Raw genomic sequence first — 22084 nt, forward strand, 5'->3', positions numbered from 1 at the left:
AGGCCGTGACTTACGTGTCTTGAGTCACCCTCTCCAACCTTCCCTTACCTATGAAGCGTCTCGTCCTTGCCTCGCTGGCCACCTGCGCCGCTATCTCTGCCCAGGCCGCCGTCCTGCTGGAGATCGACATCAGCAATCCCGCCGCCGTTCGCTTTACTGCCACCGGCAACCTTGCTGCCGCCGACTCTGTTTACCCCGCCAGTATCAACGGGGGGATTACGATCGAGAATTTCTTCACCAGCTCGGTCACGATCAATCAGGATTCTCCCGTCGGCGGCACGCTGACGCCCTTCCTCAACGGCAACGCCCTCTACGATCTCTTCGGCTCCTATGAATACGCCGAAAACGTCGAGTTCGGCACCGGCAACGACTTGAGCGTCTATTCTTCCGAGAGTTCCGAAAGCCAGATCTTCAGCACCGAGAGCATCGCCTTCGCGGGCGAAGCAGTCTTCGACTTCTCGGCCTTCATCGAGCTGCTGCCTGCCATCGGCACCACCGGCAACATCTTCCCGGGCTACACCTTCGACGCAGAGCCCGCCGTGGGCCAATGGACCGTGGTAGGCGCCGCCATTCCCGAGCCTTCCACCTACGCAATGGGCGCTGGGCTGCTTGCCTTGGGTGCGGTTGCGTTGCGCCGTCGCAAGGCTTAAGCTCCCCCTCCTCTTCTCTTTCTGGCGCAAGGGCTTGGCTCTCGCGCCTTTTTTGTCGTGTACCCAGCCGGTGTTCCCGAAATGACGAGCGCTTAGGGTGCTCATGCCCCATGCGGCAGCCTTATCGCCCAGCATTTGCGTAGCCTATAACCGACCGGCGAATCGTTTGACCAAACGTCCGTCTTGTCGCATTGTCATGCGGTCAGCCTGAAACCTCACTCACTACAATCGACATGCTTATGGACTCACGTCTCGCCTTCACCTCCCTCGCCCTTTGCGGAGCCGCCGCCGCCGCGCATGCTGCGGTGCTGCTGGAGATCGACATCAGCAACCCGGCCGCCGTCACCTTTACGGCCAACAACAACCTCGCCGCCGCCGATTCGATCTACGATGCCGATATCTCGGGTGGCATCACGATCGAGAACTTCTTCACCAGTTCGGTCACAATCGCCGAAGATACGCCGGTGGGGGGCAATATGACCCCGTTCCTCAATGCCAACGCACTTTACGATCTCTTCGGCTCCTATGAGTATGCCGAGGATGTCGAGTTCGGCGTAGGCAACGACTTGAGCGTCTACTCTTCCGCGACCGGCGAATCGCAGATTTTCAGCGACGAGAGCCCCGCCTTTTCCGGCGTAGCGGTGTTCGATTTCTCGGCCTTCGCAGAGCTGCTGCCTGCCATCGGCACCACAGGCAACATCTTCCCGGGCTACACCTTCGATGCAGAGCCGGCAGTCGGCCAATGGACCGTGGTGGGCACCGTCATCCCCGAGCCTTCCACCTACGCACTGGGTGCGGGCTTACTTGCCTTGGGCGCGGTCGCGTTGCGCCGTCGCAAGGCCTAAGGTTTTTCCAAGCCTTCTCTTTCTGGCGCAAGGGCTCCAACCGCTCTTGCGCTTTTTTGTGCCTTTACCCCAGGATCAACGCCTGCAGCTCGGCGAAAAAGGCGTCCACCGGCTCGCGCAGGAGGATCAGGTAAACAAGTGCGCCGCCGGCCAGCATCGGGCCAAAGGGGATAGGCGAGTTTGCTTCCAGCTCCCACTCGTCAGGGTGCTTGGCCGCAAGCTCGAAGGCCTCGCGGTAGCCTTCTTCGGCTGAAACCGGCACGACGAAGGGCTCTTGAACCGCTCGCTTTGGCAAAACCAGCCGTAGCCCTTGCCAAAGCGCGAGACAGATGAGACCGAGGGTAGCACCGCCGAAGATCGAGAAGAGGCCGCCTTGCCAACCGCAGAAGGCCCCGATCGCGCCCATCAGCTTTACGTCGCCGAAGCCCATGGTTTCCTTCTTGAGCAAGGCACTGCTGAGGATGCCGATCCACAGGATCAAGGCGGAGCAGACCAGGCCGTTGATCAGCGCTTGCAGGCCCGATTGGAAGGCGGCGAAGACAAAAAGATCGCCATCGACGCCCTGGAGCGTGGGCAGGAACATGCTGATCCAAACCCCGAGGATGAACCCGCCGATCGAGGTGGTGTCGGGGATCTCCATCGTATCGAGGTCTACCCCCGCTGCCACGACCATGAGGGAGGCGAACAGCGCATAAGCGGCGGCCGTCGTGGGCTCGTATTGCTGCCACAGGCCGAGAAAGAGCAGCCCCGTGATCAGCTCAACCGCCGGATAACGCACGCTGAAGGGCGCACCGCAGCAGCGGGCCCGTCCACGCAGGAAAATCCAGCCGAGGATCGGGATGTTGTCGTGCCACTTGATCAGTGCACCGCAGCGGCAGTGTGAGCGCCCGCCGAGCGTTTCTCCACGCGGCAGGCGCAAGATCACGACGTTGAGGAAGCTGCCGATGCAGGCCCCAAAGACGAACGCGTAGCACGCCCAGATGAGCGAGAGGGTGGCGAGCGGATCCATCGGGGATCAGGCGAGGCGGGCGGCCAGGGCCAGGGCGACGGCGGAGCGCATCGTGGGCTGCGAGACCTTGCACTGCGTCCAGCGTTCGAGCGAGATCACGCCTTGCGCGACGAGCATGCCGATGCCGTCGGCGTAGGCCCAGCCATTGGCATCGGCTGTGCGGCTCCAGGCGTTGGCGCAGCCGTAGGTGGTGTCGTAAATTTTGGTGCCCTCGCCAAAGCGGTCGAGGCTCATCGGCAGCGGGTCGGCCGGTTTGAGGCCCTGCGTGGTCGCATTGATGATGAGGGGCGCGCTGGGGAGGTCGTCCGGCAGCTCATCGAAGAGGAAGCCCTTCACGCGCGATTCCTGCATCATGACCGGCGGCAAGAGCGTCTTCAACAGGTCGTGCAGGCGCTCATAGCTGCGATTGCCGATCCAGATGCGCGGGCAGCCTTCTTCCAGTGCCTGGACGGCGGCGGCACGGGCAGCACCGCCAGCGCCCATGATCAGGACGTCGCGTGCGCCGAGGGTCGTCTGCAGCTCCTGTTGCACCGCGAGGCTGAGGCCGGGCCCGTCGGAGTTATAGCCGTGGAAGCCGTCGGGGCTGATCGCGATGGTGTTCACCGCGCCCATCTTCTTTGCCATCGGGTCGATCTCCGTCACGAGGTCGACCGCATGGACTTTGTGCGGCACGGTGAGGTTGAGCCCGACGAAGCCGCGCGCGCGAAACAGCGGGAGGGCTTCGGGTAGTTGATCCGCCGCCACCTCGATGCGGAAGTAGCTCCACTGGGCAAACTCGGGGCGCGTTTTCGCCAGCTCGGCCAAGGCGGCGCGGTGCATGGCAGGGCTCAGCGAATGGGCTACGGGATGGCCGATGACGGCGAGCGATGGGCCGGCAAAGGTCCAGCTTTCGAGGTCGGCCAGCGTGTAAAGGCGATCGGGAGGTACCTGGGTTTCAGGACTCGGCATGACGCCGGTAAGTCTCCTGAAAGGTGCGCACAAAGCCAGCGAAAACCTTCGCCATCCGTGGGTTATTGCGCAGCGAGTATTGGTGCACCAGTTGTCGGCAGGCGCGGCAGAGCACTTCCCCCACCGGGGCCGGCCCCATCACTTGCAGCGGGTGGAGCGGCTGGTCCTTGTTCAGCATGCCTTCGACTTCGTCGGGCAGGCGGAAGCGGCCGCGCTCCATCGCGTCGATGTAAAAGGGGATGCCTTCGCGAAAGTGGGCGACGAGGAAATGCGCGGGCAGGCTCACCGGCGCGAGGTCGAGCAGGCAGCGCTCGGCCACCAGCAGGTAGACGACGCTGAGCATGAGGGCCCCACCCTTGCGCCGCATCAGCACCGAGCCGATGAGGTTGTTGTGCGGGTCTTCCGGGTCCTCCACGTTGGCGCGAAAACCGTATTCGTGGAAGAGCACGCGGTTGATCACCTTACAGCGCTCCCAAGGCGTGCTGGGCTGCGGGCTCAGCTCCATGCAGCGTTGCGCAATCGCGTCGAGCTGGCGGCCTACGACGCCCACATCCAGCTCGGGGCGGGCGGCGCGGTTGAGGAGAATCATGCCCGTCTCCAACTCGTAGTGCAGGCTTTCGATAAAGCGCACCACTTCGGCCACCGGGTCGGGGCCTTCGATCTGCGTCAACAGGCGCTGGGCGGCCATCACGCGCTGGTCGTTCTCCTCCCGGATGGCTTTGCGCAAGACGCTGACGCCCACGTCTCCCAGGCGCTTCAACTCTGCCACCAACGCCTCCTGCACGACCGGCGAGGCGTCGTCGAGCAGGGAGATGAGGGCCGCTTCGCGGTCGGCACTGAGGATACGATTTGCCACAACCTCTACTCAACAAAAACGGCCTCCGCCCCGCAACACCAAAGCGCAGGCGGAGTATGCGGATGTCGAACGGCAAAGCGGGGGGATCGCGGAGGGAATCAGGTAGCCCCCTTTGCGCCCCAGCGACGGATAGCAAGATAGATGGGCCAAAAGATCAGAAGCGCCACCGAGACCAGAAAGGCACCGAAGTAAAAATAGAAATGCAAGTGGATCTGGCTCAAATCTTGGGGGAAGTTGACGGTAGGCAGGTCAGCCAGCCCAGATAGTAGCAGACCATAAACGACCACAACACGATTCCCGCCAAAGCGATCCAGCCCAGCACCCTGCCTACGATGACAGCGGTCCGTTTCCAGAAGTCTCGGCTCGGCGCTTCCATGCAGCTGCTAGCCCCGGTGCCCAAAGAGGGCGCTGCCGACGCGGATGAGGGTGCTGCCTTCGGCGATGGCTTCGGCCCAGTCGCCGCTCATGCCCATGGAGAGGACGGGGAGCGGGGTGCCGAAGTCGTGCGCCAGGCGGTCGCGGGTCTCGCGCAAGCGGGCGAAGCAGCGGCGGGCCACGGCCAGGTCGTCGTTGTCGAGCGGAGCGATGGTCATAAGGCCGTCGACCTGCAGGTGCTCGCAGGCAAGGGCGGCTTCGAGCAGCGCCGGCGCTTCGTCGACGGAGACGCCAAATTTCGCCGGATCGTCTCCCGCATTGACTTGCAACAAAACCGAAAAGCGTTTGGCTTCCTCCCCGGCATAGCGATCGAGCTGGCGCAGGAGTTTGGCGCTGTCGACGCTCTGGACCCGGGCGAAGTGGGCGACCGCGAGCTTGGCCTTGTTGGACTGGAGGTGCCCAATCAGCTCCCAGCCCACCGAGGCAGTGGCCTGCTGTTGTTTTTCGAGCGCTTCCTGCACGCGGTTTTCGCCCACCCGGTGGAGACCTGCCGCCGCACACCAGGCGATGACTTCAGGCCCCCAGGTCTTCGTGACGGGCATAAGCTCAACTTCATGCGACGCACGGCCACAACGTTCACAAGCCTCGCTTATCTTGGACCGAAGCGACCCTAATCGGCGCAGGAAATCTGCATTAGCATCCAATTGTTCTTCTGCTAGCATCTTTTTGGATTAGCTATTATTATATTGAAATGTCCTTTTTGCCCCTTTATCAGGTTCTTTTATGCACATCGAGAATTTCAAAATTTTTTCTGATTTAGTCGAGAGTCAGAGTTTCTCGCGAGCTGCCAAACTGAACGGGATTACACAATCGGCCGTCAGCCAGCAGCTCCGCTCGATGGAGAAGCATTTCAAGGTCCTCATCGTTGACCGCAGCCAAAAGCAATTCCGCCTGACCCGCGAGGGCCAAAAGCTGTACGAGAGCGCCAAGGATATCCTCCACCGCTACGAAAAACTGAATAGTGAGCTGCAGGAGATGCGCAAGGTCATCAGTGGCACGATCCACATTTCGACGATCTACAGCATCGGCCTGCATGAGCTGCCGCCTTTCATCACCAAGTTCCTGAAGGAATACCCTTCCGTCAACGTGCGCGTGGAGTATCGACGCTCCAACCTCGTTTACGAAGACATCCTGCACAACTCGGTCGACATGGGCCTCGTCGCCTACCCGATCAAGATGCGCCAGCTGGAGGTGCTGCCCTTCCTGGAAGACAACCTGGTGCTGATCTGCCACCCGAGCCATCCCTTTGCCCAGCTGGAGCAAGTCGACCCGAAGTTGATCGCCGACGAAAAGTTCATCGCGTTCGACCAGGACATCCCGACCCGCAAGGCGACCGACCAGATCTTCAAGGATGCGAAGGTCGAGTCTGAGCCGGTGATGGAGTTCGACAACATCGAGACGGTGAAGCGCGCGGTGGAAATCGAGGCTGGCGTGGCCATCATCCCGCAAGCGACCGTGCGCCAGGAGACGGCGCAGGGGCTGCTGAAGGCGGTGAAGCTGGCCAGCAACCACAAGAATACCACCCGTCCGCTCGCCATCATCCACCGCAAGGGGCGCGTGCTGACGCCGGCGATGAAGAAGTTTATCGCCTGCCTCACCGGCAAGCCCTACGAGATGGACAAGAGCGATCCGGCCGACGATAACGACTTTGGTGACGACGGCGACGGCGAAACTGCGGCCTAGGGCCGACTATTTGCGAGTTTAGGTTGCTTACCATCAAGTCTTTGCTATGGTCCCGGGAATGATGATCCGCTGGAAGCAGTGCATGTTGGCTTTGATCCTGGGTTTGGCCACGCTGGGAGCGACTGGCTGTGCCGTGGTGGCCGTAGGCGCCGCGGCTGGTGCCGGAGCCGGCACCGTCGGCTACATCCGGGGCGAATACGTCGAAAACATCCCGGTGCCCCAGGAGCGCCTGCGCAACGCCATCCAGAGTGTGGCGCGTGAGCAGCGGCTGGCCTTCATCAATGACCGCATTGAGGAGGAGAGCAGCATTCTGGTGATCACCTACCGCGATGAGAACGATGACAAATGGGTCATCGCGATCGAGCCCTTGTCGGAGAATGCAGCCCAGGTGCGCGTACGCGTGGGTCTGTTTGGCGACGAGGGCAAGAGCCGCGCCTTTATCGACCGGGTCAAGCGCTACCTGCTCTAGGCCCGCCCTGCCCCAGCCTGCCTTTGACGCCCCGGGTATTCGCTGGGGCTTTTTTGTGCCTACCGGACGAGAGCGGAAATCGCCTGGAGGAGGTGTTTTGGTTTTAAAATTAAGGGACCGGGCGAAAACCCCAAACGCCCGGTCCCACTTTCTTCCCAACTAGGGATTAATCCGTTATACCCCATTAACTGACTGACTTATCTTGCCAAACCATGCTGTTGGTAATGGTCTGTATAATGAGTTTAAGCACCCGGTATGCCAACGCCAAGCGGGCTCTAAAAATCGGCCTCATTTCGTCAAGTTGCCCAACTTTACCCGGGCCATATCACTTTTAAGCGCGGCTACTGGGCAATTTTGCGCTGCTGCTGACCAAACGGGCACATTTGCCCACAAAAAAGATCCGGCCTCTTTCGAAGCCGGATCTTCCAGATACCAAAAATTGGAAAAGGTCTACAGGACATCCTTCAAGCCGGAGCCCGGCTTGAACTTCACCGCCTTGGAAGCAGCGATTTCGATCTTTTCCTTCGTCTGCGGGTTCATCCCGGTGCGAGCGGCACGCTCAACGACGGAGAAAGTACCAAAACCGACGAGGGTCACGTTTTGATCTTCTTGAAGACCTTGCTTGATACCAGCGATCACAGCGTCAACGGCACGCTCGGCGGAGGCCTTGGAGGTTTCTTCACCCAGTTGCTGACGCACCGCTTCGACTAACTCAGCTTTTTTCATGTTGTTGGAATCCTTTGCTAGTTGGTTAGGAAATAGATAGTCGGGCCAAGGAAAAGCAGGGGGTTAGGCTGTCGTCAACCCATTTCCCGTGGGTAACCGCCCCGGAAGGTGCTTATTTGCTGGATTTTGGAGAAAAATCGTTATCAACCGGGGGAAGTCCCTGCCGGGCACGGATTACTTTGCCCAACAGCTCTTGCAGGGCCTGCGCGGGTGGGATGCCTTCCTCAGTCGCCTGCTGGCTGGCGCGCTTGAGTAATTGCGCGGCCATTACCTCACTTGCTGCGGGCTCTGCGCCCAGCCGCTGGAGGATCTGCGCCACTTCGCGCTGGTAGGCCTCGGGCGGGCGCTCGCTCACCCGTGGGCTCCGTGAAGGTGAATCTCGTCGCCCTGGATCAGTAGCGGCGTGCTGTCGGCCAGCGCCTTGGTCTTGATCATGGCAAAGCCCTGGTAGCCGTCGAGCGTGGCCACGCAGCTGCGCAGCTCGCCCACTTCGGCCTCGGCCTGGGTAATGGTGGCGGGCACGGCGATTTCGCCCGGCAGGTCGACCGCCACGAGGCGGCGCGAGGCTCGGTCGAGCCGCGCCATGCGGTTGACGACTTCCTGCCCGAGGTAGCAGCCTTTTTCGAGCGATACGGCCTCCATCAGGCCACTTTCGCCGGGGGTATCCTCTGGACCGGCTTCCTGGGGCACACGCGGCAGGGCGGCTTCGAGGCGCAGGGTCTCGACTTCCTCGGGGGCGAGCATCTCGTAGTCGTCCATCTCGTCCAGCGCCTGCGCCATCGGGCGGGCCTGGTCGTGGGGGCAGAGCACCTCCAGCCACGGCGTGCGTGCGCGGCGGCCCTGAAAGACGTAGAGGCTGCTCTGGAAGGCAAAGCAGTCGCGCGCGGGAGCACGGATGACCACGTCGGGCAACATGGCGCCATCTGCCGTGGGCACGATGCTCAAGAGTTGCCACTGGTCGGTCGCGTCTTCCAGCTCCACATCGTCGGCCACAATGTGGTGTTCCAGCTTGGCCAAGAGGGCGTGGGCCGGGCTGTAGTAGCTGACGAGCAGGAAGGCTTCGCTCTCCAGCCGCAGGACAAAGCTGTCGGCCTGGATGCGGCCGCGGTGATCGAGCCAGAGGCCGTAGTGGATGCTGCCGCTTTCGCCTCGCAGGTCCTGGCTGCATTGGCTTTGTAGAAAATCGGTCGCATCTTCGCCGGTAACGCGGATGACCGCGGCCGGTTGACTCCAAAAGTATGGAATTTCCGCCATGAGCGTTGCTTGTAACCCTGTCTTGGGCACGGGACAAGCCACGTTTCCGCTTTAAATCTTGCTCGTGGCTGCGTGGAAGTGCCTAATGGTGGTTTTTCACCTCAGCCGATCCTGCCGTGCAAGCCCCGCAACTGTCCGACACCAACGTCACCGATTACAGCGTGCTGCCCGCGCCCGAACTGCTGTGCCGCGAGATCGCTCGCCCCGAGCCGCAGGCCAGTTTTATCGCTCAGGCGCGCGAGGAGATTCACCGCATCATTTTTGGTGACGACCGCCGCCTGCTTGTGGTCATCGGGCCCTGCTCGATCCACGACACCAAGGCGGGCCTCGAGTATGCCCAACTGCTGTCCAAGCTGGCCGAAAAGGTGCAGGACCGCATGAAGCTCGTGATGCGCGTGTATTTTGAAAAGCCGCGCACGACGGTGGGTTGGAAGGGCCTGATCATGGATCCGGACCTCGATGGCACCGCCAACATCCACGATGGCCTGCGCGTCGCTCGGCAATTCCTGCTCGATGTGCTGAACCTGGGCATGCCGACGTCCACCGAGTTCCTCGACCCGATCACGCCGCAGTACATTGCCGACCTCGTCTGCTGGGCCGCCATCGGCGCGCGCACGACGGAGAGCCAGACGCACCGCCAGATGGCGAGCGGCCTCTCGATGCCCCTCGGCTTCAAGAACGGCACCAGCGGCGACGTGAAGGTGGCGATCAACGCGATCAAGGCCGCCAGCCAGCCGCAGACTTTCCTCGGCATCAGCCATCAGGGCCTCGCCAGCGCCGTCAGCACGCGCGGCAACCCCCATTGCCACCTCATCCTGCGCGGTGGCGACCACGGGCCGAATTACGAGGCCTCTTATGTGGCCGATGCCGCCGAGCACCTGCGCAAGGCCGGCCTCACCCCCGCCGTGATGGTCGACTGCAGCCATGGCAACAGCAACAAGGACCACCGCCGCCAGCCGGAAGTGCTGCGCAACGTGCTCGAACAGTCGTTACAGGGCGACAGCGCGGTGATCGGCGCCATGATCGAGAGCAACCTGCTCGACGGCAACCAGCCTTTCCCCCAACCGCTCGACCAACTCATCTACGGTCGCTCCATCACCGATGCCTGCATCGACTGGCAGACGACCGAGCGCATGATCGAAGAGGCCTACGAAGCCCTCGCCCCGCGCTTTGCGGTGGGCGTCTAGGCCGGTGGACTTCCCTTTCCATCAGCGCCGCATCCTCGGATCGCGGCGCTTTTTTTGTGGCCCTGCCCCACGATGAGACCATGAATTGCGGCTGGCATTACGGAAAAGCTCGCGAGCGTCTTTCCTGCCCTACAGGCTTGCCATGTGCCGCTCAGTGCATTAGCGCTGCTTGAGCAATTCAAAACAGAAAATCAGCCTCTTTAATATGAAAGCACCCATCCGCGTCGCCGTGACGGGAGCCGCCGGCCAAATTGGTTACGCGCTGCTCTTCCGCATTGCATCCGGTGCCCTCTTCGGCCCCGACCAACCTGTCGCCCTCAACCTGATTGAGATCGAGCCTGCCATGAAGGCGCTGGAAGGCGTCGTCATGGAGCTGGACGACTGCGCGTTCCCCCTGCTGAAGGAAGTGCGCACAGCCTCCGACCTCAACGCCGGTTTCAAGGACGTCAACTGGGCCTTGCTCGTGGGTTCGATGCCGCGCAAGGCGGGCATGGAGCGGGCCGACTTGTTGGCCAAGAACGGCAGCATCTTCACCGGCCAGGGTAAGGCGATCGAGAAGAACGCCGCCAGCGACGTCCGCACCGTTGTCGTCGGCAACCCCTGCAACACCAATTGCCTGATTGCGATGAACAGCGCCCCCAGCATCCCCAAGGATCGCTGGTTTGCGATGACTCGCCTGGACGAAAACCGCGCCAAGAGCCAGCTAGCCAAGAAGGCCGGCGTGGACGTGACGGAAGTCAGCAACCTCTGCGTGTGGGGCAACCACTCGCCGACGATGTTCCCCGACTTCTACAACGCCAAGATCGGCGGCACTGCGGCCAACGAAGTCATCACCGATGAAGCCTGGCTCAAGGACACCTTCGTGCCCACGGTCGGCAAGCGCGGCGCAGCCATCATCGAAGCCCGCGGCGCCTCCTCCGCCGCTTCGGCCGCCAACGCCCTGATCGACACGGTGCGCAGCCTCTACTTCCCCACCCCGGAAGGCGACTTCCACAGCGTGTGCGTGCACTCCAATGGCGAGTACGGCATGGAGAAGGGCCTCATCACCTCGTTCCCGATCCGCAGCAATGGCGAAAACTGGGAAATCGTGGAAGGCCTCGACCTCAACGAATACAGCCGCGCCCAGATCCAGAAGAGCATCGACGAGCTCAAGGGAGAGCGCGATACGGTCAAGAGCCTCGGCATCATCTAGGCCCGGCCCCCTACCCGCCCACTCTTTACGCCTCCGGCCTCCCGCCGGGGGCTTTTTTGCGCCTATTAACCCACTTAATGTGCACATGCCCAAGGAGATAGAACGCGATTGCATTCTTCCCGAAGCAAGCCGAAGCTTTACTGCACAATGCACTATGCAAACCGCTAGGACCTTAGAAAAACCGCAATTTTACGGGGTTTTGCGCAATAGGAACAGCGTGTGCGAAGAGAAGGTCGAAACTCAAACATCATTGCTATGAAACAATACCTCGCAAAGTTCTCGATCTTCCTGCTTCTGGCTGCTCCCTTCGGTTTGATGGTGGGCTGCGAAGACCACGACGACCCGATTGAAGAAACGGGTGACGCCCTCGAAGACGCGGGCAACGACATCCAGGACGCCGCCGAAGACGCGGGTGACAACATGGAAGATGCCGCCGAAGATACTGGCGACGCCGTCCGTGACGCCACCAACTAAGAAAGCCTAGTCCATTGACTTTCGAAGGCCGGGGCCACGCGCTCCGGCCTTTTTGCGTACCCCCGCCCTGCAGAGATAAAAAAACTCTCCATGCGGCGGGCGCAGGAGAGTGGGAAAGGATGGACCCGCAGGCAGGCTCAGGAGCGCGGGGCGGGCGGATTCAACTCCGGCTCCACGACCTTGGCATCGCGCCAGAGCGTCTCCAGCTGGTAATACTTGCGGGTATCTTCGGTGAAGAGGTGCACGATGAAGTCGAAAGCATCCACGACCACCCAGCCGCTCTTGGTGCTGCGGTCGACGCCGAGGATCTCGATCTTCATGTCGTCGAGCGTCTTCTCGACCTCGATCGCCAAGGCGCGCAGGTGCGGCTCGGCCGCCCCGGTCGCGATGATGAAATAATCGGCGATACTCGAAAGGGCACCCATGTGCAGCACGCGGATATTCTCCGCCTTCTTGTCGTCCAGGGCCCGGCAGCAGGCCATAACTTGTTCGCGAATGGAAGGGTTCGCCACCTTAGGTTCGGTCATGTCGATCAATATCTACGTATAGGGCGTGTTCTCGCAGGTAGAGTCCTACGCCAGGGGGGAGCATGAAGTCAATGGATTTACCGGCGGCCGCCCGTTCGCGGATTTCGGTGGAAGACACACCGATCGGGTGTGCCTGCTCGATGCGATGGTGGCGCAGGCCGGGAATGGCAGGGGGCGTCAGGTCGTAACCGGGACGGGCCAGCACGGCAAATTCCACCAGCGCGGCCACGTGCTCGATCCGGCTCCAGCGTGGCAAGGCCTGAAACTGATCGGCCCCGATGATCCAGAAAAAACGGGCGTCCGGATGTTCGGTTATCAGCTTCTCCAGCGTGCGCCAGGTGTAGCTCGGAGGCGGCAGTTCGAGCTCGCCAGCCCAGAGGCGGAAGCGAGGCTCCGGCGCGAGCGCGCAACGTAACATTGCAACGCGGTCGACATCGCTGGCCAGCGGATTTGCGGCCTTGTGCGGGCTGCGCGCGGCAGGGATGTACCAGATTTCATCGAGCCCGAGCGCCTCCAAGGCGTCGAGACCGATGAACATATGCCCGAGATGGACGGGGTCAAAACTCCCGCCCAACAGGCCGATCTTGCGGGGATGTGTGGACATCGCCCGTAGAATGATCCCTAGCGGCGCTTGGGCCCGAAGGAGCGCTGCGGGTTGCTGCGCGGGCGGCTCGCGTTACGCAGGCGGTAAACGATGCGCGCCTTGTCGATGTCCTGAGGGGTCATTTCCATCTTCACCGTATCACCTACGGTGATCTTGATGAAGTGCTTGCGTAATTTTCCGGAGATGTTGGCCAGCACTTGGTGGCCATTCGACAATTCAACCCGGAACATGGTTCCCGGCAGGACGGCCACTACGCGGCCTTCGACTTCGACGACATTAGGATCGGTCATATATTGGGTTTAGGCAGTATTGCGTAAAAAGATAACCCGTAGCATAGCCGTCCGACCAAGGCAAGCCTATTGCAGGTGGGTCCAGCAAATCGATGATATGTAAAATTTACGCCTCGGCCCGCGCCAGCGACGCGATGCGCTCGAACGATTCGAGGCGCTGCGCGTGGTCGTAGATGTCGGAGACGACGATCAGCTCGTCGGCCTGCGTCTCGGCCACGAGCGCGTCGAGCCCGGCCTGGACCGTCTCGGTCGAGCCGATGATCGAGCGGGCGAGCATTTGCTGGGCGTGCGCCTTTTCCAGGGGCGACCAATAGCGCTCGATGTCGTCGATGGGCGGTTGGCTGAGCCCGTGCGCCCCACGGATGAGGTTGACGAACGACATTTGTTGCGTGGTGGCGAGGCGGCGGGCCTCCGCATCGGTCTCGGCCGCGACGATGTTGACCCCGACCATCGCATACGGCTGCCGCAACTGGCGCGAGGGCTTGAAGGTGGAGCGGTAGATCTCGAGCGCGGGCAGCAGCTGTTGGGGCGCGAAATGTGATGCGAAGGCGTAGGGCAAGCCCATCTCGGCCGCGAGCGCGGCGCCGTAGGTGCTGGAGCCGAGGATCCAGATCGGCACCTCCGTCCCGGCGGCAGGCACCGCCTGCACACGCTGGTGGGCGGCGCCGCGCATGAAGTAGCCTTGGAGCTCGGCAATGTCTTGCGGGAAGCTGTCGACCGAGCCTTGGGAGCGGCGCAGGGCTCGGAGCGTCAATTGATCGGTGCCCGGAGCGCGGCCCAGCCCGAGATCGACCCGACCGGGGTAGAGTTGCGCAAGGGTGCCGAACTGTTCGGCGATGATCAGCGGGGCGTGGTTGGGCAGCATGATACCTCCGGCGCCGACCCGGATAGTCTCGGTGCCTGCTGCGATGTGCGAGAGCACAATGGAGGTGGCGGCACTGGCGATGCCGGGGAAGTTGTGGTGCTCGGCGACCCAGATGCGTTCGTAGCCCCAGGCTTCGGCGTGGTGGGCCAGGTCGCGAGCGTTGTCGATGGCGCCGCGCGCGTCGGTGGATTGCGTTACGCGGACCAGATCGAGGATGGAAAGTTTGGGCATATCGGAAAAAACGGCAAAGTAGACCGACTGTTCTGGCTTGTAAAATCAAAGCTTCAAAATGCGGCCCGCCAGGCGCTTTGCCGGCAACACACCATTGCCCTCCGTCCATGCTAGACAGGCGATCAAACAAGCGATTGGCTGACGGGCGATGTCCCCTCTCACCACGTTTCGTCGTTCTCTCCATCCACTTTTCCTGGTCGGCGCGATCGCGCTGGCCATGGCTCCACGCCTGTTTGCGGCCGAGCCTCCACCAGCTGCCATCGAACGCCTGCAGGTGATCGAGCGCAGCGTCGAGGGTCGCCTCGGCGTTGCGGTGCTCGACACCGGCACAGGCGAGGCCTGGGGCTACCGGGCCGATGAGCGTTTCCCGCTCTGCAGCACCTTCAAGACGCTGGCCTGTGCGGCGGTGCTGCAAAAAGTGGATGCCGGGAAGGAAAAGCTGGACCGCCGGATCCGCTTCGAGCCCAGCGAACTCGTCTCGTGGTCTCCCGTCACGGAAAAGCGGGCGGGTGGCAACGGCATGCGGCTGCTGAAGCTCTGCGAAGCTACCATGACGCAAAGCGACAACACGGCAGCCAACCTGATCCTCAAGACCCTGGACGGGCCGGAGGGATTGACGGCGTTCGTGCGGACCCTGGGCGACGAACAGACCCGCCTCGACCGCTGGGAAACGGATCTCGGGGAATGTAAACCCGGCGACCCTCGCGACACGACCACCCCGACCGCCGTGGTGGCCGATGTGCAAAAGCTGGCCTTGGGCGACGTGCTTTCGGAAAAGTCGCGCGCGCAACTGGTCGAGTGGCTGCTCGCCAACCAGACGGGCAACGACACCATCCGCGCCGGCGTGCCGACCGGCTGGAAGGTGGGCGACAAGACAGGCGCAGGCGGTTTCGGCACCCGCAACGACGTGGGCATCATCTGGCCGCCGAAGGGCGCGCCCATCGTGCTGGCCGTCTACCTGACGGAGACCGAAGTGCCCTTTGCCGAGCGCAATGCCGTGATCGCCGACGTGACCCGCGTCATCGTCCAGGCGCTGGGCCGATAGCGCATTTGCGCTCGCCAAGCGGCAGCGCATGGGCAGGCTGCTGCGGATGGCCGAGTTGCCCTGCCCTTTCGAAAAGAAGTTCCCCAGCGAGCTGCTGCGCGACGACCGCTACTTCATGACGCTCGCCTACAACGAGTGCATCAAGGCGTGGCGGGCCGACGAGGTGCCGGTGGGCGCGGTGATCGAATACGGCGGCGAGGTGATCGCGCGGGCGCACAATCGCGTCGACGGGCTCAAAGACCCGACCGCCCACGCCGAGATCCTCGCCATCACCCAGGCCGCCAACATGATCGGCGACTGGCGGCTCAACGATTGCACGCTCTATGTGACAAAGGAGCCCTGCCCCATGTGCAGCGGCGCGACGCTGATGAGCCGGCTGGGGCGCGTCGTCTATGCCATCCGCGACCCCAAGATGGGTTGCCTGGGCGGCGCAACCAATCTGAACGAGATCGGCTCGCTGAACCACCACTTCGAGCTGACCGCCGGCGTGATGGAGCCCGAATGCCTGGAGCTGTTTCAGGCCTACTTCAAGCTGAAGCGCATGAAGCAGATGGCAGCGGGCGAGGAGCCGGAGCAGCCGGAAGACCTGGCGCGTTGACCTTGGGCCGACTTTGGGCTACTGCATCTTATGCAAACGCTGCTCTTTCTTTGCACCGGCAATTACTACCGCAGCCGCCTGGCGGAGGAACTTTTCAACCACTATGCGGTGGAGAAGAACCTCGATTGGCGGGCCGACAGCGCGGGCCTCAGCCATGACTTCGAGGGCCTGAAGGCCGTCAACCTGCACAAGATGTCGACCCGCACGGTCGCCTACCTGCAAGAGCGCGGCCTGCCAATCCAGGGCCGCGAGCGCCTGCCGCGCGAGATCACGCCGCAAGACCTCGAAAAGGCCGCCCGCATCATCGCGCTGGACGACGACGAGCACCCGCCGCTGGTGGCCTTGCGCCCCTGGCTGGAGGAGACCGAAATCGAGTATTGGGATGTGCGCGACCTTGACCGCGAGACCGCCGAGGTGGCCACCGCCGCCATCGACCAGAAGGTGCAGGCGCTGGTGGAAGAACTGGGCGCCGCCAAGAGCTGATTTTAACGCCCGGAGAAGGGTGCAAAATGCCTTAGAGATTTGACGCGCCGGGGAAACTGCGCCTTATTGCGGTTTTTCGCAGTTACAAAACCTCAATCTCAAGCTCTTATGGCATATACACTTCCGAAGCTCGACTACGCATACGACGCCCTGGAGCCGCATATCGATGCGCGCACCATGGAGATCCACCACACCAAGCACCACAATACTTACGTGACCAAGCTCAATGGCGCGCTCGAAGGTGCCAACGTGTCGGCCGACAAGTCGATCGAGGAGCTGATCAAAGGTATCAAGAGCCTGCCGGACAGCATCCAGACGGCGGTCCGCAACAACGGTGGCGGCCACGCCAACCATAGCCTCTTCTGGAAGGTGATCGGCCCGAAGGCCGGTGGCGCTCCCAAGGGTGAAGTCGCCAAGAAGATCGACGCCGCTTTCGGCAGCTTCGACGCCTTCAAGGAAAAGTTCGCCGCCGCTGGCGCCAACCGCTTCGGCTCCGGCTGGGCTTGGCTCGTGGTGAAGCCCGACGGCAGCGTCGCCGTGTGCGATACCGCCAATCAGGACAACCCGCTGATGGGCGAAGCCCTCGTCGGCTGCTCCGGTACCCCGATCCTCGGCCTCGACGTGTGGGAACACGCCTACTACCTCAACTACCAGAACAAGCGCCCCGACTACATCGCCGCGTTCTGGAATGTGGTGAACTGGGACGAAGTCGAAAAGCGCTACCAAGCCGCCAAGTAGTCTGCGTCGCAACCCGACCGACTTTACGCCGCCTCTCCACCGAGGCGGCTTTTTTGTTGTTCGCCCCCAGCTTCCGACCGTTCAACGGCTTTTCGGGGCGCCGCCAAAGAGCTGGGTTGAGTCCCGGCGCGCACGGTCGATCTTAAAGGTGCGGAGGTATGCCCCCGCCCATTGCCATGTCCCGAGCTTGTGAAGAATTTTGCGCCTTGCCGACCAAGGCGACCGACCTCGAGCCGCACAAGGTCGAAACGACCATGCGGAAGGTATACCTGCAGGGCGACTGCCTCCTGCGGCGCTTCATCGCGTTTCACTTTTTCCTCTCGTTGTGGTTGGCCACCTTCCACGGCTCGTGGGCGGTAACGTTGCCGGTGGCGACGTTTGCCACCGCGCTCTTCATGGGCTCTACGGTGCTCTTGCCGGGGCACTGGATCACCCGGCAGCTGGCGGGGGTCAGCTTTCAGACTTTTGTGGCGCTCCATATCTACCAGCTGCAGGGGATGCCGGAGATGCATTACTTTTTCTTCGCGTCCATCGCCCTGCAGCTCGTTTACCAGGACTGCAAGGCGTTCTGGGGCGGCGTGGCGTTTATCTTCACGTATTTTCTGGCCGCCGCCCTCCTGCAAAACCAGGGCTACCCGATCTATTTTGCGGAAACGACCCCCGTCACCGCGCTGGAGCTGGTGTTTCACTTTGGCACGATGCTGATCACGGCTGCGATCAGCAGCTACTGGGCGCGGCTTTTCCGTCAGCGCACGCTGGAGGCTGCCGCGATGCAGGACTCGCTCACCGCACTCAACCAGCAGTTGCGCGACGAATTGGAGTTCCGCCGCAACGCTCAGGCCGAGATCGTCTCCGCCAAGCAGGCCGCCGAGTCTGCCAATCTGGCCAAGAGCGAATTCCTGGCCAACATGAGCCACGAGATCCGCACGCCCATGAACAGCATGCTGGGCACGGCGGAGCTGCTGCTCGACAGCGGCCTGCCCGACCACCAGCGCCGCATGGTGCGCACGATCCTCAACTCCAGCGAAAACCTGCTGCGGCTGATCAACGACATCCTCGACTTTTCGCGCATCGAGGCCAACCAGATCGAGCTGGAGCTGCGGCCCTTTTCCCTGCGTGAGCTGCTGGAGCAGATCGTGATCTCCAGCCGCCCCCTCGGCGACAAGAAGGGCCTCAAGATCGACCTCACCATCGCCCCCAATGTGGCGCCAGCCTACTGCGGCGATTCGTTCCGTATCCGGCAGGTGGTGCTCAATCTGATCCACAACGCGATCAAATTTACCGAGCGCGGCATGATCGACGTGCAGCTGAGCGCGAGCGACGACCGCACGCTCTGCCTGGCCGTGCGCGATACGGGCATCGGCATCACGCCCGAAGCGCAGGCAAAGATCTTCAGCAAATTTACGCAGGCCGATGCCTCCACCCAGCGCCGGTATGGCGGCAGCGGCCTCGGCCTTGCCATCAGCAAGCGTCTGGTCGACTTGATGGGCGGCGACATCCGGGTGGAGAGCGTGGTGGGCCTGGGCAGCAAGTTCCTCGTCGAGCTGCCCCTGCCGGAGGCCGACGCTTCCCATATCGAGGGTGATGCCGCCCCGGAGCTGGCCCTCTGCGCCTTTCCTCGTGCCCGCATCCTCGTGGTGGAAGACTATGCGCCCAATTTTGAGGTGATCGAGATGATGCTCCAGTCGCTGCAGGTGACGGCCGAGCTGGCCTGCAACGGCGAGGAAGCGATCGAAAAGCTGCTGCGCGACGGCGAAGGAGACCCTTACGACGTCGTCCTGATGGATTTGCACATGCCGATCATGGACGGCCTCTCCGCCACCAAGGAGCTACGCCTGCGCGGCTACACCGGCCCCATCATCGCCCTTACTGCCAGCGCCCAAAACGAGGAGATGCAGCGCGCCGTCTCTGCCGGCATGCAGGCTTTCCTGACCAAGCCGATCCGCCGAGCCGCGCTCGTCGAGTGCCTTTCGAAATGGCTCGATGCGACCCCGCTGCAGCTTTCTCAGGATGGGCTGGAGACCTCGTCATCGCCCGACGACTCGGCCGAGCAAGCCGATGCAGACGCACGAGAGCTCCTCGTCAGCCAAATGAACACCGCCTGGAGCGAGAGCGATTGGCCGATGCCGTCCGCCCGCATTCGCCGCTGGATCTTCGGGTTTATCGTCGCGATCCGGCACAACGTCGCGGACTTACAGGCTATCATGCACGAAAAGGATCGCGCCGCCTTGAACCACGAGGCCCACAAGCTGGCCGGCGCCACCGGCTACCTCTATGCCGAGACGATGACGGCAACGGCCAAGGCGCTCGAAAACCGCGCCAAAGACAGCGACTTCCGGGCACTCCAGAACCTGGTGGATGATTTGCAGGCGCAGGCCAAGCTGCTGTGTGAGGCGCTGCAGTCGACCGATTTTCAATACCACCTCGCAGGCCTGCTGCCTCTCCGGATGGCATGGCTGGGCGAATGGAGCGAAGCCGCACCGTGGCAGCAACAATTGCAGTCGCTGGGCTGGGAGCTCGAACCGTGGCAGGCCACGATGCCTCCGGCCTCGACGCTCGTGATCGCGCATCAGGCCCAGTTGGAGCAGGCAAAGGAAGCCTTGGCGGCAGAGCAGCCGTGGCACTTGCTCCTGTGGCCTTCCGCTACCGTGGCAGGGGAAGATGAGGAGAGCCCGGATTGGCCCGATGCGTGGCACTTGACCGTCTTTACGCATCACCCGACGGATCTGGCCGCACTGCGTTCGCAGATCGAGAAGGCCTGGAAGGACCATCCCCTGCCCTCGTTCGAAGAAACTGCCGCCGCCGTGGAAGGGAAATAAACGGTAACGCCGGTTTTTTGATTTTCTCCCGCCGCCGACCCGTGCTTAATGGGCGGCATGCTGGAGACTTTGACCGATCGGCTGGGCACCGCCCTGCGCAACCTGCAGGGTAAAGGGAAGCTGACCGAAGAAAATATGGCCGAGAGCCTGCAGGAGGTCCGCAAGGCCCTGCTGGCTGCCGACGTGCACTTCCGCGTGGCGCGCGACTTCATCACACGCGTCAGCGAGGCAAGCGTAGGCCAGGAGGTGACCAAATCCGTCAACCCGGGCCAGATGATCGTGAAGGTCATCCACGACGAGCTGATCCAGCTGCTCGGCGAAGGCGCGACCGAGCTGAGCAGCAAGAAGCCGCTGCGTGTGATGATGCTGGGCCTGCAGGGCTCGGGCAAGACCACCTTTACCGGCAAACTAGCGCTGCACCTGCGCAAGAAGGGTTACAAGCCGGCCCTGATCGCTTGCGACGTCTATCGCCCGGCTGCGATCGACCAGCTCCAGACGATCGCGAAGGACAACGATTTCCTCTTTTACTGCGAGCGTGATACCAAGGACGTGCCCGCCATCGGCAAGCGCGGCTGGGATTGGGCCAAGGAGCAGGGGGCCGACGCCATCCTCTTTGACACGGCAGGCCGCCTGCAGATCGACACGGCGCTGATCGATGAGGTAAAGCAGCTGCGCGAGCGCGTGCAGCCCGACGAGTCCCTGCTCGTCGCCGACGCTGCCCTCGGCCAGGAAGCCGTCAACGTCGCCAAGACTTTCCACGAGGCCGTGCCGCTCAATGGCATCGTGCTGACCAAGCTGGACGGTGACACCCGCGGTGGCGCCGCGCTGAGCATGAAGGCGATCACCAATGTGCCGATCAAGTTCCTCGGCACAGGTGAAAAGGTGACCGACCTGGAGGTGTTTCACCCCGACCGCCTCGCCCAGCGTATCCTGGGCATGGGCGACGTCGTCTCGCTCGTCGAACGCGCCCAGGAGGCCGTGGACGAGAAGGAGGCCATGCGCATGGCCGAAAAGCTCCAGCGCGCCGACTTCAATTTCGAAGACTTCCTCAGCCAGATGAAGGCGATGCAGCGCATGGGCCCGCTGGGCAGCATCGTAAAGATGCTCCCGGGCATGAGCGGCGTCGAAATCGGTGAGAAGGAAGAAAAGAAGCTCAAGCACACGGAGGCCCTCATCCTCTCCATGACCCTGCAGGAGCGCCGCAACCCCAGCATCCTCAACGGCAGCCGCCGCGCGCGCATCGCCAAAGGGGCCGGCATGGAGGTCCGCGACCTGAACGCTCTCATCAAGCAGTTCCAGCAGATGAAAAAGATGATGAAGATGATGCAGGGCCCCAAGATGGAGCAGATGATGAAGAAAATGGAAAAGCTGCAGGGCAAGATGCCGGGCGGCAAGGGTGGCTTGCCCGGTGGAGGCTTCCCCGGAGGCGGTTTTCCGGGCGGCGGACTGCCCGGCGGAGGTGGCAAAGGCCCCTTCGGCGGCATGAAGTTCTAATTTTTGACCATTAGGGCTCAACTTCTATAAGAATATGCTCGCCAGAGGCGGGCAAAGTCTCTTTATTTACGCCCCATCGTTTGAACCGTAGGCACGTCGGAACTTGGTGAATTGTCGGTCGAGAGTTGCTCTGAAGATGATTTTTATCCGATTCCCGGAGACCCGTTTTGAGTGATCGGATCAGCGAAAGAATTACTTCAGATGAGCAATACTAAACTGTACGTTGGCAACCTGTCTTTTGACACGGACGAACAAACCCTGCGCGAAACTTTCGAGCAGTTCGGCGAAGTTACGGATGTTTTTGTGGTGATGGACCGCGAAACCGGCCGCCCGCGCGGCTTTGCGTTTGTAACCATGGCTTCCGCTGATGAAGCCGCTAACGCGATCGAGCAAATGAACGGTCGCGAACTCGACGGCCGCGCCCTGGCCGTGAACGAAGCCCGCCCGAAGGAAGAGCGTGGCGGCGGCGGCGGTGGCCGTAGCTTCGGTGGTGGCGGCGGCGGTCGTGGCTTCGGCGGCGGCGGCGGTGGTCGCGGCGGCTTCGGTGGCGGCGGCGGTGGCCGCGGTGGTTACGGCGGCGGTGGCCGCGGTGGCGACCGTGGTGGCCGTGGTGGCTACGGCGGCGGTGGCCGCGGTGGCGATCGCTACTAGTCCTACCCCCC

25 protein-coding genes are annotated in these 22084 nt (G+C 62.3%); 14 read left to right on the forward strand and 11 right to left on the reverse strand.

Annotated features, from left to right (window positions below; translation table 11 throughout):
* Positions 1-50: 50 nt before the first annotated feature.
* A complete protein-coding gene (locus Q7P63_06410) occupies positions 51-650 on the forward strand; it encodes a PEP-CTERM sorting domain-containing protein (protein ID MDP0499718.1) in 600 nt (199 codons plus the stop codon).
* 239 nt (positions 651-889) lie between these two features.
* Positions 890-1495: a hypothetical protein gene (locus Q7P63_06415; protein MDP0499719.1), complete on the forward strand. Its 606-nt coding sequence runs from the start codon at positions 890-892 to the stop codon at positions 1493-1495.
* Between the two features lie 64 nt (positions 1496-1559).
* On the opposite strand, the gene Q7P63_06420 is transcribed toward Q7P63_06415, so the two are convergent.
* The 4 genes from Q7P63_06420 to Q7P63_06435 all read right to left on the reverse strand — a co-directional run bounded on the left by Q7P63_06420 (position 1560) and on the right by Q7P63_06435 (position 5405).
* Complete coding sequence (locus Q7P63_06420) at positions 1560-2504, reverse strand: prepilin peptidase (GenBank protein ID MDP0499720.1); 945 nt, start codon at positions 2502-2504, stop codon at positions 1560-1562.
* Positions 2505-2510: 6 nt separating this feature from the next.
* Positions 2511-3452, reverse strand: coding sequence for a shikimate dehydrogenase (locus Q7P63_06425; protein ID MDP0499721.1), 942 nt, complete (start codon positions 3450-3452; stop codon positions 2511-2513).
* Positions 3439-4308: a transglutaminase-like domain-containing protein gene (locus Q7P63_06430; protein MDP0499722.1), complete on the reverse strand. Its 870-nt coding sequence runs from the start codon at positions 4306-4308 to the stop codon at positions 3439-3441. Before Q7P63_06430 ends, Q7P63_06425 begins: the two co-directional genes overlap by 14 nt.
* A 383-nt stretch (positions 4309-4691) precedes the next feature.
* Positions 4692-5405: a YggS family pyridoxal phosphate-dependent enzyme gene (locus Q7P63_06435; protein MDP0499723.1), complete on the reverse strand. Its 714-nt coding sequence runs from the start codon at positions 5403-5405 to the stop codon at positions 4692-4694.
* A gap of 61 nt (positions 5406-5466) precedes the next feature.
* Between Q7P63_06435 and Q7P63_06440 the strand changes: the two genes are divergently transcribed.
* Both Q7P63_06440 and Q7P63_06445 read left to right on the forward strand, forming a co-directional pair.
* A complete protein-coding gene (locus Q7P63_06440) occupies positions 5467-6426 on the forward strand; it encodes a LysR family transcriptional regulator (protein MDP0499724.1) in 960 nt (319 codons plus the stop codon).
* 82 nt (positions 6427-6508) lie between these two features.
* Positions 6509-6895: a DUF3568 family protein gene (locus Q7P63_06445; protein ID MDP0499725.1), complete on the forward strand. Its 387-nt coding sequence runs from the start codon at positions 6509-6511 to the stop codon at positions 6893-6895.
* A 450-nt stretch (positions 6896-7345) separates the two neighbouring features.
* Here the strand turns inward: Q7P63_06445 and Q7P63_06450 are convergent, their stop codons facing one another.
* The 3 genes from Q7P63_06450 to Q7P63_06460 all read right to left on the reverse strand — a co-directional run bounded on the left by Q7P63_06450 (position 7346) and on the right by Q7P63_06460 (position 8875).
* Positions 7346-7621 (reverse strand): HU family DNA-binding protein, encoded by a 276-nt coding sequence (locus Q7P63_06450; protein ID MDP0499726.1) that lies wholly within the window; start codon positions 7619-7621, stop codon positions 7346-7348.
* A gap of 112 nt (positions 7622-7733) precedes the next feature.
* Positions 7734-7976 (reverse strand): hypothetical protein, encoded by a 243-nt coding sequence (locus Q7P63_06455; protein MDP0499727.1) that lies wholly within the window; start codon positions 7974-7976, stop codon positions 7734-7736.
* Positions 7973-8875 (reverse strand): hypothetical protein, encoded by a 903-nt coding sequence (locus Q7P63_06460; GenBank protein ID MDP0499728.1) that lies wholly within the window; start codon positions 8873-8875, stop codon positions 7973-7975. Before Q7P63_06460 ends, Q7P63_06455 begins: the two co-directional genes overlap by 4 nt.
* Positions 8876-8991: 116 nt before the next feature.
* Here Q7P63_06460 and Q7P63_06465 point away from each other — a divergent pair, with 116 nt between their 5' ends.
* The 3 genes from Q7P63_06465 (at position 8992) to Q7P63_06475 (ending at position 11728) form a co-directional block, all read left to right on the forward strand.
* Positions 8992-10062 (forward strand): 3-deoxy-7-phosphoheptulonate synthase, encoded by a 1071-nt coding sequence (locus Q7P63_06465; protein MDP0499729.1) that lies wholly within the window; start codon positions 8992-8994, stop codon positions 10060-10062.
* A 205-nt stretch (positions 10063-10267) separates the two neighbouring features.
* On the forward strand, positions 10268-11254 hold the full coding sequence (locus tag Q7P63_06470; protein ID MDP0499730.1) for a malate dehydrogenase: 987 nt from the start codon (positions 10268-10270) through the stop codon (positions 11252-11254).
* A gap of 255 nt (positions 11255-11509) precedes the next feature.
* The gene (locus Q7P63_06475) at positions 11510-11728 is read left to right on the forward strand and encodes a hypothetical protein (protein MDP0499731.1); all 219 of its coding nucleotides are present in this window, start codon (positions 11510-11512) and stop codon (positions 11726-11728) included.
* A 137-nt stretch (positions 11729-11865) separates the two neighbouring features.
* Here Q7P63_06475 and rsfS read toward each other — a convergent pair whose 3' ends face one another.
* The 4 genes from rsfS to Q7P63_06495 form a co-directional block, all read right to left on the reverse strand.
* A complete protein-coding gene (gene rsfS, locus Q7P63_06480; GenBank protein MDP0499732.1) occupies positions 11866-12255 on the reverse strand; it encodes a ribosome silencing factor in 390 nt (129 codons plus the stop codon).
* On the reverse strand, positions 12242-12859 hold the full coding sequence (gene nadD, locus Q7P63_06485) for a nicotinate-nucleotide adenylyltransferase (GenBank protein ID MDP0499733.1): 618 nt from the start codon (positions 12857-12859) through the stop codon (positions 12242-12244). The genes rsfS and nadD overlap by 14 nt, the downstream gene beginning before the upstream one ends.
* A gap of 17 nt (positions 12860-12876) precedes the next feature.
* Positions 12877-13149 carry a translation initiation factor IF-1 gene (infA, locus tag Q7P63_06490; protein MDP0499734.1) on the reverse strand — a complete coding sequence of 91 codons (273 nt, stop codon included), beginning with the start codon at positions 13147-13149 and terminating at the stop codon, positions 12877-12879.
* 106 nt (positions 13150-13255) lie between these two features.
* Positions 13256-14245 carry an LLM class flavin-dependent oxidoreductase gene (locus tag Q7P63_06495; protein MDP0499735.1) on the reverse strand — a complete coding sequence of 330 codons (990 nt, stop codon included), beginning with the start codon at positions 14243-14245 and terminating at the stop codon, positions 13256-13258.
* 148 nt (positions 14246-14393) lie between these two features.
* Between Q7P63_06495 and bla the strand changes: the two genes are divergently transcribed.
* From bla to Q7P63_06530, 7 genes are all read left to right on the forward strand, one after another.
* Positions 14394-15290, forward strand: coding sequence for a class A beta-lactamase (gene bla, locus Q7P63_06500; GenBank protein ID MDP0499736.1), 897 nt, complete (start codon positions 14394-14396; stop codon positions 15288-15290).
* 28 nt (positions 15291-15318) lie between these two features.
* Positions 15319-15888, forward strand: coding sequence for a nucleoside deaminase (locus Q7P63_06505; protein MDP0499737.1), 570 nt, complete (start codon positions 15319-15321; stop codon positions 15886-15888).
* A 30-nt stretch (positions 15889-15918) separates the two neighbouring features.
* A complete protein-coding gene (locus Q7P63_06510) occupies positions 15919-16371 on the forward strand; it encodes a low molecular weight phosphatase family protein (protein ID MDP0499738.1) in 453 nt (150 codons plus the stop codon).
* Between the two features lie 108 nt (positions 16372-16479).
* The gene (locus Q7P63_06515; GenBank protein MDP0499739.1) at positions 16480-17109 is read left to right on the forward strand and encodes a superoxide dismutase; all 630 of its coding nucleotides are present in this window, start codon (positions 16480-16482) and stop codon (positions 17107-17109) included.
* 176 nt (positions 17110-17285) lie between these two features.
* On the forward strand, positions 17286-19928 hold the full coding sequence (locus Q7P63_06520; GenBank protein ID MDP0499740.1) for an ATP-binding protein: 2643 nt from the start codon (positions 17286-17288) through the stop codon (positions 19926-19928).
* Positions 19929-19985: 57 nt separating this feature from the next.
* Entirely contained in the window at positions 19986-21422 is a 1437-nt protein-coding gene (gene ffh / locus Q7P63_06525; GenBank protein ID MDP0499741.1) for a signal recognition particle protein, read from the forward strand.
* A gap of 201 nt (positions 21423-21623) precedes the next feature.
* Entirely contained in the window at positions 21624-22073 is a 450-nt protein-coding gene (locus tag Q7P63_06530; protein ID MDP0499742.1) for an RNA-binding protein, read from the forward strand.
* Positions 22074-22084: the final 11 nt, after the last annotated feature.

This window comes from Verrucomicrobiota bacterium JB022 (assembly GCA_030673845.1).
In the GTDB taxonomy this organism is placed as follows: domain Bacteria; phylum Verrucomicrobiota; class Verrucomicrobiia; order Opitutales; family Oceanipulchritudinaceae; genus WOUP01.

Excerpts from the sequence above, each read along its gene's own strand:
- Q7P63_06410 (MDP0499718.1), top strand. The coding sequence starts at position 51 with ATGAAGCGTCTCGTCCTTGCCTCGCTGGCCACCTGCGCCGCTATCTCT.
- Q7P63_06415 (MDP0499719.1), top strand. The coding sequence starts at position 890 with ATGGACTCACGTCTCGCCTTCACCTCCCTCGCCCTTTGCGGAGCCGCC.
- Q7P63_06420 (MDP0499720.1), bottom strand. The coding sequence starts at position 2,504 with ATGGATCCGCTCGCCACCCTCTCGCTCATCTGGGCGTGCTACGCGTTC.
- Q7P63_06425 (MDP0499721.1), bottom strand. The coding sequence starts at position 3,452 with ATGCCGAGTCCTGAAACCCAGGTACCTCCCGATCGCCTTTACACGCTG.
- Q7P63_06435 (MDP0499723.1), bottom strand. The coding sequence starts at position 5,405 with ATGCTAGCAGAAGAACAATTGGATGCTAATGCAGATTTCCTGCGCCGA.
- Q7P63_06440 (MDP0499724.1), top strand. The coding sequence starts at position 5,467 with ATGCACATCGAGAATTTCAAAATTTTTTCTGATTTAGTCGAGAGTCAG.
- Q7P63_06445 (MDP0499725.1), top strand. The coding sequence starts at position 6,509 with ATGTTGGCTTTGATCCTGGGTTTGGCCACGCTGGGAGCGACTGGCTGT.
- Q7P63_06450 (MDP0499726.1), bottom strand. The coding sequence starts at position 7,621 with ATGAAAAAAGCTGAGTTAGTCGAAGCGGTGCGTCAGCAACTGGGTGAA.
- Q7P63_06460 (MDP0499728.1), bottom strand. The coding sequence starts at position 8,875 with ATGGCGGAAATTCCATACTTTTGGAGTCAACCGGCCGCGGTCATCCGC.
- Q7P63_06470 (MDP0499730.1), top strand. The coding sequence starts at position 10,268 with ATGAAAGCACCCATCCGCGTCGCCGTGACGGGAGCCGCCGGCCAAATT.
- Q7P63_06475 (MDP0499731.1), top strand. The coding sequence starts at position 11,510 with ATGAAACAATACCTCGCAAAGTTCTCGATCTTCCTGCTTCTGGCTGCT.
- rsfS (MDP0499732.1), bottom strand. The coding sequence starts at position 12,255 with ATGACCGAACCTAAGGTGGCGAACCCTTCCATTCGCGAACAAGTTATG.
- nadD (MDP0499733.1), bottom strand. The coding sequence starts at position 12,859 with ATGTCCACACATCCCCGCAAGATCGGCCTGTTGGGCGGGAGTTTTGAC.
- infA (MDP0499734.1), bottom strand. The coding sequence starts at position 13,149 with ATGACCGATCCTAATGTCGTCGAAGTCGAAGGCCGCGTAGTGGCCGTC.
- Q7P63_06495 (MDP0499735.1), bottom strand. The coding sequence starts at position 14,245 with ATGCCCAAACTTTCCATCCTCGATCTGGTCCGCGTAACGCAATCCACC.
- bla (MDP0499736.1), top strand. The coding sequence starts at position 14,394 with ATGTCCCCTCTCACCACGTTTCGTCGTTCTCTCCATCCACTTTTCCTG.
- Q7P63_06505 (MDP0499737.1), top strand. The coding sequence starts at position 15,319 with ATGGGCAGGCTGCTGCGGATGGCCGAGTTGCCCTGCCCTTTCGAAAAG.
- Q7P63_06510 (MDP0499738.1), top strand. The coding sequence starts at position 15,919 with ATGCAAACGCTGCTCTTTCTTTGCACCGGCAATTACTACCGCAGCCGC.
- Q7P63_06515 (MDP0499739.1), top strand. The coding sequence starts at position 16,480 with ATGGCATATACACTTCCGAAGCTCGACTACGCATACGACGCCCTGGAG.
- Q7P63_06520 (MDP0499740.1), top strand. The coding sequence starts at position 17,286 with ATGTCCCGAGCTTGTGAAGAATTTTGCGCCTTGCCGACCAAGGCGACC.
- ffh (MDP0499741.1), top strand. The coding sequence starts at position 19,986 with ATGCTGGAGACTTTGACCGATCGGCTGGGCACCGCCCTGCGCAACCTG.
- Q7P63_06530 (MDP0499742.1), top strand. The coding sequence starts at position 21,624 with ATGAGCAATACTAAACTGTACGTTGGCAACCTGTCTTTTGACACGGAC.